A 14,500-nucleotide genomic window follows, 5' to 3' on the forward strand; every position below is an offset into this window, starting at 1 on the left:
GTACCTCTCAGCTCACTCGCTTGCGGACGATGTACCGCGCGAGCATGTTGATGACCAGGGTGATGACGAAGAGGATCAGACCCGACGCGATGAGCGCGTTCAGGGCCGTGCCGGACGCCTCGGCGAACTGCAGGGCGATGTTCGCCGCGATCGTCGAGGGGTTCAGCGACGTGAGCATCTGGAAGGTGACGTTCGTCGACACCGACAACACCAACGCGATCGCCATCGTCTCGCCGAGCGCACGACCGAGGCCGAGCATGATCGCGGACACGATGCCGGACTTGGCGAACGGCAGGACCGACAGGCGGATCATCTCCCACCGGGTCGCGCCGAGGGCCAGGGCCGCTTCCTCGTTGAGGCGCGGTGCCTGCAGGAAGATCTCGCGCATGACCGCGGTCATGATCGGGATCGCCATGACGGCGAGGACGATCGATGCGGTCAGGATCGTGCGACCCGTGCCGGACACCTGCCCGGAGAACAGCGGGATCCAGCCGAAGTAGGTGTTCAGGAAGACGTAGAACGGCTTCACGAACTGTGCCAGCACCACGATGCCCCAGAGGCCGTAGACGACCGACGGCACCGCGGCCAGCAGGTCGATCACGTAGCCGAGCACCGGCGAGATCCGGCGCGGGGCGTAGTGCGAGATGAAGAGCGCGATCCCGAGCGAGAGCGGCACGGCGATCACGAGCGCGATGAGCGCGGACCAGACGGTGCCGAAGACGAGGGGGCCGACGTAGTCCCAGAAGTTCGTGGCGCTGTTCGGCAGCTCGCCGACCTTCGCGGAGAACGCCGGGATGCTCTGCCAGACCAGGAAGGCGGCGACGAGCACCAGCACGAAGAGGATGAGCCCGCCGGCGATGACCGACGCGGCGGAGAAGACGCGGTCGCCGATGCGGACGACGGGCTTCGGCTTGGGGGTGACGGGGGCCACTGGCTGGGCCGGTGCGGTCGTCATGGGACTCCTGTCGGAGGAACGCCGGGGGAGGCGACGGGTCGGGGGTGTCCGGTGGTGCGCGGTCCGCTCGGAGCGTGGAGCGGACCGGCGAGGGCCCGGACGCCGGTCAGGTGGGTGGGACCGGCGTCCGGGCGCTCAGGGTGTCTTACTTGATGGAGGCGACGGCCTTCGCGGCCTTCTCGGCGAGGTCGGTCGAGAGGGCGGCCGACTTGGCCTCCTTCGCGGCGGCGTCCTGCGCGTCCTTCGAGACGACGTAGTCGAGGTAGCCCTTCACGAGCTTGCCCTTGTCGGCGTCCTTGTACTCCTGGCAGGCGATCGCGTAGGAGACGAGCACCAGCGGCCAGGCGTTCTCGGCCGTGTCGGTGCGGTTGATGTCGATCGCGAGGTCGTTGTCCGCGCGGCCGGAGACCGTCTCGGAGTCCGCGACGACCTTGGCAGCACCCTCGGCGGAGATCTCGGTGGCCTTGTCGCCGACCATGAGCTTCGCCTTGTCGAGGTCACCGGCGCCGGAGTCGTCGATGTAGGTGATGGCGTTCGAGGCGCTGGCCATGGCCGAGGCCACACCCGAGGTGCCCTTCGCGCTGTCGCCGACCTGGTACGGGAAGGTCTGGCTGGGGGCCTCGGTCCAGACGTCCTTGGCGTTCGCCGCGACGTACTCGGAGAAGTTCTGCGTGGTGCCCGAGTCGTCGGAGCGGTGCACGACCGTGATGTTCGCGTCCGGCAGGGTCGCGTCCTTGTTCAGGTCGGCGATCTGCGAGTCGTTCCACTTCGTGATCTTGCCCGAGAAGATGCCCGCGATGGTCTTCGCGTCGAGCGTGAGGTCCTTGACGCCGTCGACCTTGTAGGCGATGGCGATCGGGGAGATGTAGACCGGGATGTCGATGGCCTTCGAGTCCGCGGCGCACAGGGCGAACGAGCCCGCGAGCTCCTCGTCCTTCAGCGCGGCGTCGGAGCCGGCGAAGTCGGCAGCACCCGAGATGAAGTTCTTGCGGCCGGCGCCCGAACCGTCGGGCGAGTAGTTGACCGTCACGCCGGAGGCGACGTTCTGGAAACCAGCGGCCCAGGTGGCCTCGGCCGTCTGCTGGGCGGACGAACCCGAGCCGGTCAGCGTGCCCGAGAGCTTCGAGTAGTCGGTGCCGGAGCTCGAGCTGGACGAGGGCGTGTTGCCCGCGTCCTCGTTCGCCGCGCACGAGGAGAGCACGACCGCGCCGGCGATCGCGATTGCCGCGACCGTACCGATTCGCTTGATGTTCACAGGGGTCCCTTCGGGAATGTCAGTGCAGGTGGGACCGCTGCTGGTCCCGTGGGCCGGTGCTGACCCGGGAGCGACTGTAGGGACGCGAGGTGACGGGGATCACCCGCCCTGGTGAACGGGAGGTGAACGAGGGGTTGTCCTGGACGGGGCGCCGTGCGTCGGAGCGCGCGCGGGTGCAGGATCGGGAACGCCGCGCCGTGCGCGGGCGCATGCGTGTGCATGCACACCGCAGGGGCCTGGAGGCGCGGCTCGGCCCGGGCGCTCGGCCTACGCCGAGACGGGGTTGCGGTGCGTCTCGACGGCCACGAGCCTGCCGCCGGCGATGTGCAGCACCGAGAAGTCGCCGACCGATAGCATCGCGGCACGGCGGAGGTCGAACCGTCCGGACTCGTCGGCCGTCGCGGTCGCGATGCGGGCGATGATGTCCGGCAGCACGGGCCCGTGCGAGCACAGGACCGTCGTCTTCGCCTTGTCGAGGCGCTTCTGCACGACGCCCTTGACGTCGGCGGCACCCCGGTCGTGGGCGTCCTGGCTGATGTCCGGCGTGCTCGAGACCCCGAGGTGCGTCCGGTCGGAGAGCGGTTCGACCGTCGCGAGGCACCGGGCGGCGGTGCTGCTGACGATCTTCTTCGGACCGAAGGCGGCCACCGGTGACGCGACCGACTTCGCCTGCGACCGGCCGACGGGCAGGAGCGGACGGGTGGCGTCAGGTCCGTTCCACTCCGAGCCGGGGACCGTCTTGGCGTGCCGGAGGGCGATGAGGGCGAAGGTGCGGTGTTCCCCGGCGGCGACGCGGTCGGCGAACCGGTCGAGGATCGCGACGTCGCGCTCGTACGTCAGTCGGTGCCGGGCGTCGTCGAGCGTGACCCACTCGACCGAGGCGACCTCGTCGTTCGGGCGGAACTTGCCGGCGCGCTCGTACTCCTTCGCGGGGACGCGGGCGGACCAGTAGTGCACCACCTTGTCGCGGCCGCTCGGCAGGACGTACTCGGCCGTGCCCAGCGGAGCGCCGAGGTGCACGCGGTAGCCGGTCTCCTCGTCGATCTCGCGCACGGCGGTCGTCGGGACGCTCTCGCCCGGGTCGACCTTGCCCTTCGGGAACGAGACGTCCTTGTGGTGGTCGCGGTGGATGAGCAGCACGAGCGGGACGCCGTCCTGTTCACGCCAGACGACGGCACCTGCAGCGACGACCGGCCCTGAGGAGCCGCCGCTCACCGAGTGGAGCGCTTCCGCGCCGAGATCTTCCGCATGAGGACATTCTGCACGTCATCGAGCGGTCGGCCGTCCTCGTCCGTCGAGTGGCGCGTCCACTCGCCGTCCGACTCGAGGTGCCACGAGCTCGTCGTGTCCGCCATGGCGAGGTCGAACATCTCGTGGACCTCGTTCACGTGTCCGGGGTCGGACAGCCGGACGAGCGCCTCGACGCGGCGGTCGAGGTTGCGGTGCATCATGTCCGCCGAGCCGATGAACACGGCCGGGTCGCCGTCGTTGTGGAACGCGAACGCCCGCGAGTGCTCGAGGTACCGGCCGACGACGCTGCGCACCCGGATGGTGTCGCTGACGCCTTCCATGCCAGGCTTGAGCGAGCAGATGCCGCGGACCCACACATCGATCGGCACACCGGCCTGGCTCGCCAGGTACAGCGCGTCGATGATCTGCTCGTCCACCATCGAGTTGACCTTGATGCGGATCCCCGAGGGCTTGCCGGCGCGGGCGTTGTCCGCCTCGGTCGTGATGCGCTTGAGCAGGCCCTTCCGCAGGTGCAGCGGCGCGACGAGCAGGCGCTTGAACTTCTTCTCGATCGCGTAGCCCGACAGCTCGTTGAACAGGCGCGTGAGGTCCTTGCCTACGGTGTCGTCCGACGTGAAGAGCCCCATGTCCTCGTAGATGCGCGAGGTCTTCGGGTTGTAGTTGCCCGTCCCGATGTGGCTGTAGTGCTTGAGCGTCCCGCCCTCCTGCCGGATGACGAGCACGAGCTTCGAGTGCGTCTTCAGCCCGACCAGGCCGTAGACCACGTGCACGCCGGCCTTCTCGAGCTTGCGGGCCCACGTGATGTTGTTCTGCTCGTCGAAGCGCGCCTTGATCTCGACGAGTGCGAGCACCTGCTTGCCCGCGGCCGCGGCGTCGATGAGCGCCTCGACGATGGGGCTGTCGCCCGAGGTGCGGTAGAGCGTCTGCTTGATCGCGAGCACGTTCGGGTCGGCCGCGGCCTGCTCGAGGAACGCCTGCACACTGGTCGCGAAGGACTCGTACGGGTGGTGCACGAGGACGTCCTTCGCCGCGATCGCGCGGAAGAGGTCCGGCTTCGTGTTCGGTTCGCCCGGCTGGAACTGCACCGGGGTCGTCGGCACGTGCTTCGGGTAGTGCAGGTCCGGGCGGCCGATCTTGGCGATCTCGAACAGGCCGCCGAGGTCGAGCGGCGACGGCAGGCGGAACACCTCCTGCTCGGTGATGTCGAGTTCGCGCACGAGCAGATCGAGCGTCACCGGGTCCATGTCCTCGGTGATCTCGAGACGGATGGGCGGCCCGAACCGACGACGGAGCAGCTCGCGCTCGAGGGCCTGGATGAGGTTCTCGGCCTCGTCCTCCTCGATCTCGACGTCCTCGTTGCGGGTGACCCGGAACACGTGGTGCTCGAGGACCTCCATCCCCGGGAAGAGGTCGTCGAGGTGGTTCGCGATGAGGTCTTCGAGCGGGATGAAGCGGAGCAGCCCGGAGTCGTCGTCCGGCAGCTTGATGAACCGCGAGAAGTTCTGCGGGACCTTGAGGCGCGCGAACTCCTGCCGCTGCGACTTCGGGTTGCGCACGCGCACCGCGAGGTTGAGCGACAACCCGGAGATGTACGGGAAGGGGTGCGCCGGGTCGACCGCGAGCGGCATGAGCACCGGGAAGATCTGCTCGTTGAAGTATTCGCGCATCCGGAGCCGGTCGGCCTCGTCGAGGTCGGACCAGTGCTCGATGTGGATTCCAGCGGCGTCGAGGTCCGGCTTGAGCGACCCGATGAACGTCTGCGCGTGGCGGTCCTGCAGCTCGTGCGCCTTCGTCGCGATGTCGCGCAGCACGTCGCTCGGTGCGCGACCGACGTTGGTCGGCACGGCGATGCCGGTGTCGATGCGGCGCTTCAGGCCGGCGACCCGGACCATGAAGAACTCGTCGAGGTTGGACGCGAAGATCGCCAGGAAGTTCGCCCGTTCGAGGAGCGGCTGCGTGCGGTCCTCGCCGAGTTCGAGCACGCGCTGGTTGAACCGGAGCCAGCTGAGTTCACGGTCGAAGTAGCGGTCGGTGGGCAGCGACTCGTGCTCGATCTCGACGACCTCGTCGAAGTCGTCGAGGTCCGGTGCGACGGAGTCGCCGTCGAGCTGCGGTTCGGTGTCCATGCCCACATCCTGCCACCCGCCCCCTGCGCCAGGAGGGCCGCACGTGGACGCTGTGGAAACGGGCGGTGAACGACGCCGTGTGGAGGAGCGTCAGCCGGCCGCGTACTGGACGTCGATCGCGTGCTGCTCGAACCCGGATCGGCGGTACAGGGCCAGCGCCGGGGCGTTGTCGCCCTCGACGTAGAGCGCCGCGGCGGAGAGGCCCCGGCCGGTCAGGCGTGCCGTCCCCGCGCGCATCAGGACGCCGCCGAGTCCCCGGCCCTGCAGGTCGGGTCGGACGGCCACGGCGTAGAACTCGCCGGTGTCGCCCTCGACCTTGAGCCAGCACGACCCGGCGAGGTCCCCGGAGTCGTCGCGGAGCAGGAGCAGGTCGTCGCCGGAGAACCAGTCGTCGGCCTCACGGGCGCGCAGGTCGTCGAGCGTCATCCGGCCCTGTTCCGGGTGGTGCGCGAACGCGGCGGCGTTGAGCGCCAGCCAGTCGGCCTCGTCGGCGGGGTCGCCCGTCCGGAACGACGACAGGGACCAGCCGGCCGGCGCCGCGGGGCCGGGGGCGACGGACGCGATCGGGGCGCGGAGCTGCAGGAGCGTGCGGACCGCCGTCCAGCCGAAGTGGGCCGCGAGTGCTCGGGCAGCGGGGTGGTCCCCGTGCGCCCACGCGAGCCGAGGGGCCGGCCCGTCCACGGGAGCGGCCCCACCGCCCGGGGCGAGCGCCTGCCGGGCGAGGGCGGTGCCGAGACCGTGGCCCCGCGCCTCCTGGGCGACCACGAGTTCCAGCTCGCCGTCACGGACCACGGCGACCCCGCGCTCGTCGCCGAGCACGGTCGCGCGGCCGGCGCGCACGTCGACCAGGGTCTGGTCGGAGAACGGCGGTGCTTCGCCCGGGACGACGAAGCGCGACAGGTCGACCACTACTGACCCGCGAGCCGGTCGGCCTCGTCGTCGTAGACGTTGAAGCGGTACCCGACGTTGCGGACCGTGCCGATGAGGGACTCGAGGTCGCCGAGCTTCGCGCGGAGGCGCCGCACGTGCACGTCGACCGTGCGGGTGCCGCCGAAGTAGTCGTAGCCCCACACCTCGCTGAGGAGCTGCTCGCGGGTGAAGACCCGCGACGGGTGCGTGGCGAAGAAGCGGAGGAGCTCGAACTCCTTGAAGGTGAGGTCGAGCGGCCGACCGCGGACCTTCGCCGAGTAGCTGGCCTCGTCGATGACGACACCGGAGGCCTGGATCTTCGACCCGGTCTGGTTCTTCGACGCGCGACCGGCCGAGAGACGGATGCGGGCGTCGACCTCGGCCGGGCCGGCGGTCTCGAGCACGACGTCATCGACGTTCCACTCGCTGTTGACCGCGGTCAGACCGCCCTCGGTGACGACCAGGATGATCGGCGTCGTCGAGCCGCTCGTCGCGAGGATCTTGCACAGGGCCTTGGCGCTCGCCAGGTCCGTCCGGGCGTCCACGAACATGAGGTCGCTCTGCGGGGCGTTGACCAGCTGTGCGGCCTCGGCGGGGACGTGGCGGATCCGGTGGCTCAGCAGTCCGAGGCTCGGCAGGACGTCGCCGGGCGCGGCTGAGGTGAGTACCAGGAGCTGGGCCACAGGACCTCCAGGGCGTGGGGGAGTCGTGCACACATCCTAGTGATGCTCGGGAAGCATCCCTCCCGGCCGGACGGTCGGGGACGCGTTCCGGGCACCTTCGGCACGCGGCCCTGTCATGATGGGGCGCGTGACCGAGCCTGTGCAGCCCACCGACCAGCGCCGCCTCCGGCTGACGTCCGTGCTGCCGGTCTGGCTGCTCGCGGTCGTCGGCGCCGTGCTCGTCCTCACCCTCACCGACAAGGACTCGTTCGCGTGGCTGCTCCTCGTGTTCGTGCTCTGCGTGCTGGTCAGCTTCGTGCTGCAGCTCATCACCGCGACGAAGGACGGGCTGGTCGAGCGGATCAGCATCGCGTCGTCCGGGGCGTTCGTCGTCGTGCTCGTCACCGCGGTGGTCCTGCTGGTGCGTTGACGCACCGCCGTCCGCCTGGCGTCGTCAGGCGTGACGCGTAGACTCCAGCCATGGATTCGCTGCTTGCGCTCGAGCTCTTCTACGTGGGCCTGCTCGGCCTCGCGTCGCTCGCGATCGCGTTCGTCTCGGTGACCGTCGTCGTGAAGCTGTTCAAGGGTCAGCGTTGATCGAACTGCCGGAGGGCCTCGCGCCCGAACTCGTCCCGCTGTCGTGGCTCGTCGGCGTCTGGGAGGGCACCGGCGTGGTCGAGTACCCCGTCGGTGACGAGGACGAACCCCGGAAGTACGAGTTCGGCCAGCGTGTGAGCTTCAGCCACGACGGTCTGCCCTACCTCAACTACTCCTCCACGACGTGGCTGCTCGACGACGAGCACACCCCGCTCGCGGCCGAGATGGGCTACTGGCGGATCGACCGTCCGTCCGAGCCCGGTGACCGCGGCCCGGCGATGCTCCTCGGCGAGGGGCCGACGCCGTTCGGCACCGTCGAGAGCGTCGAGGCGCTGCGGAACACCACGGACGGCTTCGACGTCGAAGCGGCGATCATCCACCCGACCGGCGTCAACGAGCTCTACGTCGGGCGGGTCCGCAAGGGCCGCATCGACCTCGCGACCGACGCCGTGATGCGCTCGCCGAACGCCAAGGACTACTCCGCGGCCACCCGGCTCTACGGCCTGGTCGAGGGCAAGCTCTTCTGGGCGTGGGACATCGCCGCACTCGGCAAGGAGCTGACCTCGCACGCCTCGGGGCAGCTCGCGAAGGTCGACTGATGTCCGCGTTCGCCGGCCGCGCCGGCTTCGTGGCGACGGACTCCGGCCCCGCCGCCCACTTCGGCAACCCGCTCGGCGAGCAGCGTCTGCTCGCCCGCGGTCGTGCCGTCGTCGAGCTCGGCCTCGGTGTCGTCACCGTCACCGGCCCGGACCGGCTGTCGTGGCTCAACTCGATCACCTCGCAGCTGCTCACCGGCCTCGCCGCCGGCGTGAGCACCGAGACGCTCGTGCTCGACCAGTCCGGTCGCGTCGAGCACGCGGCGCGCGTCGTCGACGACGGGTCGGTGGCGTGGCTTTTGACCGAGCCCGCCGACGCGGCACCGCTCGCTGCCTGGCTCGACTCGATGCGGTTCATGTTGCGCGTCGAGGTCGCCGACCGTTCGGCGGACTTCGCGACGATCGGCTGGTTCGGCGAGTCCGCACCGTTCGCGTCGACCGACCTGCCCGAGACCCCGGTCGCCGAGTGGGTCGACCCGTGGGCGTCCGTCACGCCCGGCGGGTGGGGCTACGCCGACCAGGAGGCGCACCCCGCCTCCGACTGGACCCTCCGCATCGCCGTGGTCCCCCCCGGCACCGCGGGCGCGATCGCCGCGTCGGACGAACCCGTCGCGGGACTCCTCGCGTACGAGGCCCTGCGCATCGCCGCCTGGCGACCCTCGCTGTCCGACGTCGACGAGCGCACGATCCCGCACGAGCTCGACTGGCTCCGCTCCGCCGTGCACCTGTCGAAGGGCTGCTACCGGGGGCAGGAGACCGTCGCAAAGGTCCACAACCTCGGACACCCGCCGCGCCGGGTCGTCATGCTGCACCTCGACGGGTCGGACGGCGTGCTGCCGGCTCCGGGGACGCCGGTCGTGTCCGGCGAGAAGGAGGTCGGGCGGCTGACGGCGTCGGGCATCCACCACGAGCTCGGGCCGATCGGCCTCGCGGTCGTGAAGCGTTCCCTCGACCCCGCCGCCACGCTGACGCTCAGCGCCGACGACGTGGTCGTGTCGGCGACGCAAGAGGTCATCGTGCCGCCAGGGGCCGGCGCCACCGCCGACGTCCCGCGCCTGCCCCGCCTCGGCGCCGTCCGCCGCTCCTAGCCCGCGCCGGCGCCCGGCCCCGAGTCTCGGCTCCGCGGACACGTTCGCGCCATCAGGGCCACGAAACTGTCCGCCCGGCCGAGTCTCGGAGTCCCGCGGCGCCGGTCAGGCCGGGGCCACCGCGGCCCACGGGACGCTGAGCTCGCCGAGCCGCCACCGCGTCACCCCGTGCAGCACCGGCCAGCCCCGGTCCCGCATGCCCCGGACCGTCGCGATCCACCGCTGCCGTGGGCCGTACGTGCCGAGCGGCGCCGCGACCGCCCACGCCAGGTCGAGGTCGCCGAGGAACGCGTGCACCCGCTCGCCGGGAACGTTCCGGTGGATGAGGGCCTTCGGCAGCCGTTCGGCCACGACCGAGGGGACGTCGAGCCCGGCCAACCGGAGCGACACCGTGAAGGTGCGTGGTGCGACGTCGTCGAGCGTCACCCACGAGGCCACCCGCCCGACCTCGTTGCAGGTCCCCTCGACGAGCGCGCCGCCCGGTTGCAGGCGGTCCTGCATGATCCGCCAGGACTCCACCACCGCGGACTCGTCGTACTGCCGCAGGACGTTGAAGGCGCGGATCACGGCGGGCCGGCGGTTCCCCGGTGTCGGTGTCTCGAACCCGCCGAGCCGGAACGTCACCCCGTCCCGCGTGCCGGCGTTCGCGAGGGCCACCCGGGCCGGCTCGATCTCGATGCCGGTGACCTCGAGGTCGGGGCGGACGGCGGCCAGGCGGTCCCGGAGTTCGAGCGTCGTCGTCGGCGAGGCCCCGTACCCGACGTCGGCGACGAGCGGGTCGGCGCTCCGGCGGAGGACCGGCAGCGTGGCGATCCACCGGTCGACGCGGCGGAGCCGGTTGTACCCGGTCGTCCCGCGCGTCACGTTCCCGATGGGCATGCCGACCAGGGTACGGGTCCGGGGACCGGCTGCACGGCGCTCGGTAGACTCGGGGCATGACCTCCACGCTCGTCCTGCTCCGTCACGGCAACAGTGACTGGAACCAGAAGAACCTGTTCACCGGTTGGGTCGACGTCCGGCTCAGCGAGCTGGGCGAGAAGGAGGCGAAGCGCGCCGGCGACCTCATCGCCGAGTCCGGCATCGTCCCCGACGTCCTGTACACCTCGCTCCTCACCCGTGCGATCCAGACGGCCGACATCGCGCTGCTCCAGGCCGACCTGGCGTGGCTGCCGGTGAAGCGCGACTGGCGCCTCAACGAGCGCCACTACGGCGACCTGCAGGGCAAGGACAAGGCCCAGACGCTCGAGCAGTACGGCGAGCAGCAGTTCATGGAGTGGCGCCGGTCGTTCGACGTGCCGCCGCCCCCCATCGCCGACGACGCCGAGTGGTCGCAGTTCGGGGACCGCCGCTACGCCGACCTCGGCGACCAGCTGCCCCGCACCGAGTCGCTCAAGCTCGTGATCGACCGCCTGCTGCCCTACTGGGAGTCCGACATCACGAAGGACCTCGGTGCGGGCAAGACCGTCCTCGTGACGGCGCACGGCAACTCGCTCCGGGCGCTCGTGAAGCACCTCGACGGCATCTCCGACGAGGACATCGCCGGCCTGAACATCCCGACCGGCATCCCGCTGGTGTACGAGCTCGACGACGACTTCCGTCCGACGAAGCCGGCGTACTACCTCGACCCCGAGGCCGCCGCTGCCGGAGCCGCCGCCGTGGCCGCGCAGGGCGCCAAGAAGTAGCAGCACTGCACACACGAACGCCCCGCCCGGACTGACCGGGCGGGGCGTTCTGCGCGTTCTGCGCGTTCACACGAAGTGGGAGGCGATCTCCTGCACCAGTGCGCCGACGTCGTACGGCTTCGTCGTGTCGACGCGGACCACCGGGACGCCCGGCAGGCCGACCGGCTGCGCGGCGTCGGCGTGCTCGTCCCAGAACGCGAGCACGTCGGCCAGGTCCCCGTGCACCTCGTGGCGCACCGGCACGGTGCCCGGGTCGTACCGGTCGCGCAGCCGCTCCTCGGCGGTTGCCCGGTCCGTGTCGCACCACACCTCGACAGCGCGCGGCGACCCGGCGGAGGCGAGCCGCGCCTCCAGGAGTCCGCGGTCCCGCGACGGCAGCCAGACGGCGTCGAGGACGACCCCGTTCTCGACGGCCTGCGCCATCGACCACATGGTGTCCATCGCGATGCCGCCGAGCGGACGCGACGCGATCATCGGGCCGACAAGGTCGGCGAGGGGCTCCTTGATCCGGTCCTTCGACAGGAACGGGCAGCCGAGCACCTCGGCGAGGGCGGCACCGATGGTGCTCTTGCCGGAACCGGGCATGCCGTTGACGATGATCGCGACCTGGGCCATGCCTCGATCCTGTCAGAACCCAGCGAGCCGAACGGAACGCAGCGTCGGGTCAGGCGGGCGACACCGTCACCGAGGACGCGCCGGCCCAGTCACCCGTCGCCAGGTACTCGACCTTCTTGGCGATCGAGACCGCGTGGTCCGCGAAGCGCTCGTGGTAGCGCGACGCCAGGGTCGCGTCGACCGTGTCGATCGGCGCACCCTTCCAGGTCTCGCCGAGCACGAAGTCGAACACGCTCGCGTGCAGCTCGTCGATGGCGTCGTCCTCGTCGCGGATCTCCCCGGCGAGGGCGATGTCCTCGGTGGCGAGCAGCCGCGTGAGCTTCTGCGCCATCGCGACGTCGAGCTGGCCCATCTTCTTGAAGGTGCCGCGGAGGCCCTTCGGCACGACCTTCTCGGGGAAGCGCTGCCGGGTGAGCTGGGCGATGTGCTCGGCCATGTCGCCCATGCGCTCGAGCGACGAGCTGACGCGCAGGGCGGTGACCACGACGCGGAGGTCACGGGCGACGGGGGCCTGACGCGCGAGGATGTCGATCGCGATCTCGTCGAGGCTGTTCGCCGCCTCGTCGATCTTGACGTCGTCGGCGATCACCTCCTCGGCGAGGGACACGTCGGACTCGCTGAACGACTGCGTGGCTCGGGTGATGGCGGACTCGACGAGCCCGGCGATCTCGGTCAGTCGCTCCTGGACGTCCTGGAGTTCCTGCTGGAAGACTTCGCGCATGGGGGAGTACCTCTCTCTGCGTACCGGTCGAGTGTCGTCACATCAGGTGAACGAACGGTGACGTGCGGTTGAACGCTTCGCGATCCGGCCTTCCGCAGACGGTGAACGGTACCGGAACCCCGCATGACCATCCCTACACTGACGGCATGGACAACGCGTGGCTCGTGCCACTGTCGATGCTCCTCGGCGGGGTGTTCGGAGCAGGCGTCGTGGTGCTGATCATCACCGCCGAGCGCACGGCTCGTGCTGCCGACGTGGCGGAACGCACCCTGCCCGACGGCGTCGCCGCGGTCATCGCCACGATGCACAACCCGGCCGTGGTGGTCGACCCCTCGAACACGGTCGTCGCCGCCTCGCCGCAGGCACTGACAGTCGGACTGGTGGTGCGGCGGAAGCTCGTGCACCGCGAGCTCGTCGACCTCGTCGACCGCGTGCGCAAGAGCGGGGAGATGGGTGCCGAGGACCTCGAGCTGCCCCGCGGCCGGGGCAGCGACCAGATCGGCTACCTGAGCTTCCGCGCCGCGCAGCTCGGCAACCGGTACGTGCTCGTCACGGCCGACGACCTGACCGAGACCCGGCGCATCGACGAGGTCCGGCGGGACTTCGTCGCGAACATCTCGCACGAGCTGAAGACCCCGATCGGCGCGATCGGCCTGCTCTCCGAGACCCTCGTCGCCGCCGCGGACGAACCCCAGCACGTGCGGAAGTTCGCCGCGCAGCTCGTCACCGAGTCGGAGCGGCTGGCCGCCCTGACGAAGGACATCATCGAACTCTCGCGGCTGCAGTCCGTCGACACGCTGGAGAACAGTGAGGAGACGTCGATCGACCGAATCGTGCAGGCCGCCGTCGACGCGAACGAGATCGTCGCCCGCGCCCGGGACATCGAACTCGTGCGGGCGAAGAAGTCGAAGCTCCGGGTGATGGGCGACCCCGCCCTGCTGCAGATCGCCGTGTCGAACCTCATCGCCAACGCGGTCAAGTACTCCCCGGACAACACCCGCGTCGGCGTGGGCGTCCGGTCCGCGAAGGGCTTCGTCGAGATCGCGGTGACCGACCAGGGCGTCGGCATCCCCGAGGCCGACCTCGACCGGGTGTTCGAGCGGTTCTACCGCGTCGACCCCGCCCGGTCGCGTGCCACGGGCGGCACCGGCCTCGGCCTCGCCATCGTGAAGCACGTCGTCGGCAACCACGGCGGGGACGTGCGCGTCTGGTCGCAGCCCGGCAAGGGCTCGACCTTCACCATCCGCCTGCCCGAGGCGGACCCCGAACTGACCACAGCACTCGAAGAGCAACTGGAAGAGCAGCCATCGTGACCAAGATCCTCATCGTCGACGACGAGCCGGCCCTGAGCGAGCCCCTGGAGTTCCTGCTGCAGCGCGAGGGGTACGACACCTCCGTCGCTGCGGACGGCGTGACCGCGCTGTCGAAGTTCGACGCGGAGAACCCCGACCTGGTGCTGCTCGACCTGATGCTGCCGGGACTCTCCGGCACCGAGGTCTGCCGACAGATCCGGACCCGCTCGAACATCCCGATCATCATGCTCACCGCGAAGGACTCCGAGGTGGACATCGTCGTCGGGCTGGAGCTCGGCGCGGACGACTACGTGACGAAGCCGTACTCGACCCGCGAGCTCCTCGCCCGCATCCGTGCGGTCCTGCGTCGCCGGACCGAGGACGACCCCGCGGACAGCGGGATCCTGCAGGTCGGTGGCATCCGGATGGACGTCGAGCGGCACACCGTGGCGGTTGACGGCTCGGAGACGCCGATGCCGCTCAAGGAGTTCGAGCTCCTCGAGCTGCTGCTCCGCAACGCCGGGCGCGTGCTCACCCGGGGGCAGCTCATCGACCGGGTGTGGGGATCCGACTACTTCGGCGACACGAAGACCCTGGACGTGCACATCAAGCGCATCCGCTCGAAGATCGAGCGCGTGCCGAGCGCGCCGGAGATCCTGGTGACCGTCCGCGGGCTCGGCTACCGCATCGAGGGCTGACGCGAGGTCGGCTGACGCACAGGAGGCGCGGTGCCGGTCCCTGGGACCGGCAC

Annotated in this window: 15 protein-coding genes; 6 read left to right on the top strand and 9 right to left on the bottom strand. The window is 70.4% G+C overall.

Annotated features, from left to right (window positions below):
- Positions 1-7: 7 nt before the first annotated feature.
- From pstC to HWD93_RS12670, 6 genes are all read right to left on the bottom strand, one after another.
- Entirely contained in the window at positions 8-955 is a 948-nt protein-coding gene (pstC, locus tag HWD93_RS12645; protein ID WP_070417790.1) for a phosphate ABC transporter permease subunit PstC, read from the bottom strand.
- A gap of 145 nt (positions 956-1,100) precedes the next feature.
- Positions 1,101-2,210 (bottom strand): phosphate ABC transporter substrate-binding protein PstS, encoded by a 1,110-nt coding sequence (locus HWD93_RS12650; RefSeq protein ID WP_070417791.1) that lies wholly within the window; start codon positions 2,208-2,210, stop codon positions 1,101-1,103.
- Between the two features lie 267 nt (positions 2,211-2,477).
- A complete protein-coding gene (locus HWD93_RS19525) occupies positions 2,478-3,425 on the bottom strand; it encodes an NUDIX hydrolase (protein WP_070417792.1) in 948 nt (315 codons plus the stop codon).
- On the bottom strand, positions 3,422-5,587 hold the full coding sequence (locus HWD93_RS12660; RefSeq protein WP_261646995.1) for an RNA degradosome polyphosphate kinase: 2,166 nt from the start codon (positions 5,585-5,587) through the stop codon (positions 3,422-3,424). The genes HWD93_RS19525 and HWD93_RS12660 overlap by 4 nt, the downstream gene beginning before the upstream one ends.
- Positions 5,588-5,677: 90 nt before the next feature.
- The gene (gene mshD, locus HWD93_RS12665) at positions 5,678-6,496 is read right to left on the bottom strand and encodes a mycothiol synthase (RefSeq protein WP_261646996.1); all 819 of its coding nucleotides are present in this window, start codon (positions 6,494-6,496) and stop codon (positions 5,678-5,680) included.
- Complete coding sequence (locus HWD93_RS12670) at positions 6,496-7,179, bottom strand: response regulator transcription factor (protein WP_261646997.1); 684 nt, start codon at positions 7,177-7,179, stop codon at positions 6,496-6,498. The genes mshD and HWD93_RS12670 overlap by 1 nt, the downstream gene beginning before the upstream one ends.
- 127 nt (positions 7,180-7,306) lie before the next feature.
- On the opposite strand from HWD93_RS12670, the gene HWD93_RS12675 reads away from it, so the two are divergent.
- From HWD93_RS12675 to HWD93_RS12685, 3 genes are all read left to right on the top strand, one after another.
- On the top strand, positions 7,307-7,588 hold the full coding sequence (locus HWD93_RS12675; RefSeq protein WP_083403399.1) for a hypothetical protein: 282 nt from the start codon (positions 7,307-7,309) through the stop codon (positions 7,586-7,588).
- Between the two features lie 163 nt (positions 7,589-7,751).
- On the top strand, positions 7,752-8,354 hold the full coding sequence (locus HWD93_RS12680; protein WP_071295875.1) for an FABP family protein: 603 nt from the start codon (positions 7,752-7,754) through the stop codon (positions 8,352-8,354).
- On the top strand, positions 8,354-9,439 hold the full coding sequence (locus tag HWD93_RS12685; protein WP_261646998.1) for a folate-binding protein YgfZ: 1,086 nt from the start codon (positions 8,354-8,356) through the stop codon (positions 9,437-9,439). Before HWD93_RS12680 ends, HWD93_RS12685 begins: the two co-directional genes overlap by 1 nt.
- 105 nt (positions 9,440-9,544) lie before the next feature.
- Here HWD93_RS12685 and HWD93_RS12690 read toward each other — a convergent pair whose 3' ends face one another.
- Positions 9,545-10,318, bottom strand: coding sequence for a class I SAM-dependent methyltransferase (locus HWD93_RS12690; protein ID WP_261646999.1), 774 nt, complete (start codon positions 10,316-10,318; stop codon positions 9,545-9,547).
- A 56-nt stretch (positions 10,319-10,374) separates the two neighbouring features.
- Here HWD93_RS12690 and HWD93_RS12695 point away from each other — a divergent pair, with 56 nt between their 5' ends.
- Entirely contained in the window at positions 10,375-11,121 is a 747-nt protein-coding gene (locus HWD93_RS12695) for a phosphoglyceromutase (RefSeq protein ID WP_070417798.1), read from the top strand.
- A 66-nt stretch (positions 11,122-11,187) separates the two neighbouring features.
- Here HWD93_RS12695 and HWD93_RS12700 read toward each other — a convergent pair whose 3' ends face one another.
- Positions 11,188-11,736 (bottom strand): ATP-binding protein, encoded by a 549-nt coding sequence (locus HWD93_RS12700; protein WP_261647000.1) that lies wholly within the window; start codon positions 11,734-11,736, stop codon positions 11,188-11,190.
- Between the two features lie 49 nt (positions 11,737-11,785).
- Complete coding sequence (gene phoU, locus HWD93_RS12705) at positions 11,786-12,457, bottom strand: phosphate signaling complex protein PhoU (protein WP_070417800.1); 672 nt, start codon at positions 12,455-12,457, stop codon at positions 11,786-11,788.
- Positions 12,458-12,603: 146 nt separating this feature from the next.
- Between phoU and HWD93_RS12710 the strand changes: the two genes are divergently transcribed.
- Complete coding sequence (locus tag HWD93_RS12710; RefSeq protein WP_070417801.1) at positions 12,604-13,770, top strand: cell wall metabolism sensor histidine kinase WalK; 1,167 nt, start codon at positions 12,604-12,606, stop codon at positions 13,768-13,770.
- Entirely contained in the window at positions 13,767-14,447 is a 681-nt protein-coding gene (locus HWD93_RS12715) for a response regulator transcription factor (protein WP_022906624.1), read from the top strand. The genes HWD93_RS12710 and HWD93_RS12715 overlap by 4 nt, the downstream gene beginning before the upstream one ends.
- The last annotated feature ends 53 nt before the right edge of the window (positions 14,448-14,500 follow it).

The sequence above is a fragment of the Curtobacterium sp. C2H10 genome (genome assembly GCF_025407985.1).
In the GTDB taxonomy this organism is placed as follows: Bacteria; Actinomycetota; Actinomycetes; order Actinomycetales; family Microbacteriaceae; genus Curtobacterium.

Bases quoted from the DNA above. Each gene is read 5' to 3' on its own strand.
- HWD93_RS12690 (WP_261646999.1), bottom strand. From the start codon at position 10,318: ATGCCCATCGGGAACGTGACGCGCGGGACGACCGGGTACAACCGGCTC.
- HWD93_RS12695 (WP_070417798.1), top strand. From the start codon at position 10,375: ATGACCTCCACGCTCGTCCTGCTCCGTCACGGCAACAGTGACTGGAAC.
- HWD93_RS12660 (WP_261646995.1), bottom strand. From the start codon at position 5,587: ATGGACACCGAACCGCAGCTCGACGGCGACTCCGTCGCACCGGACCTC.
- HWD93_RS12700 (WP_261647000.1), bottom strand. From the start codon at position 11,736: ATGGCCCAGGTCGCGATCATCGTCAACGGCATGCCCGGTTCCGGCAAG.
- phoU (WP_070417800.1), bottom strand. From the start codon at position 12,457: ATGCGCGAAGTCTTCCAGCAGGAACTCCAGGACGTCCAGGAGCGACTG.
- pstC (WP_070417790.1), bottom strand. From the start codon at position 955: ATGACGACCGCACCGGCCCAGCCAGTGGCCCCCGTCACCCCCAAGCCG.
- HWD93_RS12710 (WP_070417801.1), top strand. From the start codon at position 12,604: ATGGACAACGCGTGGCTCGTGCCACTGTCGATGCTCCTCGGCGGGGTG.
- HWD93_RS12685 (WP_261646998.1), top strand. From the start codon at position 8,354: ATGTCCGCGTTCGCCGGCCGCGCCGGCTTCGTGGCGACGGACTCCGGC.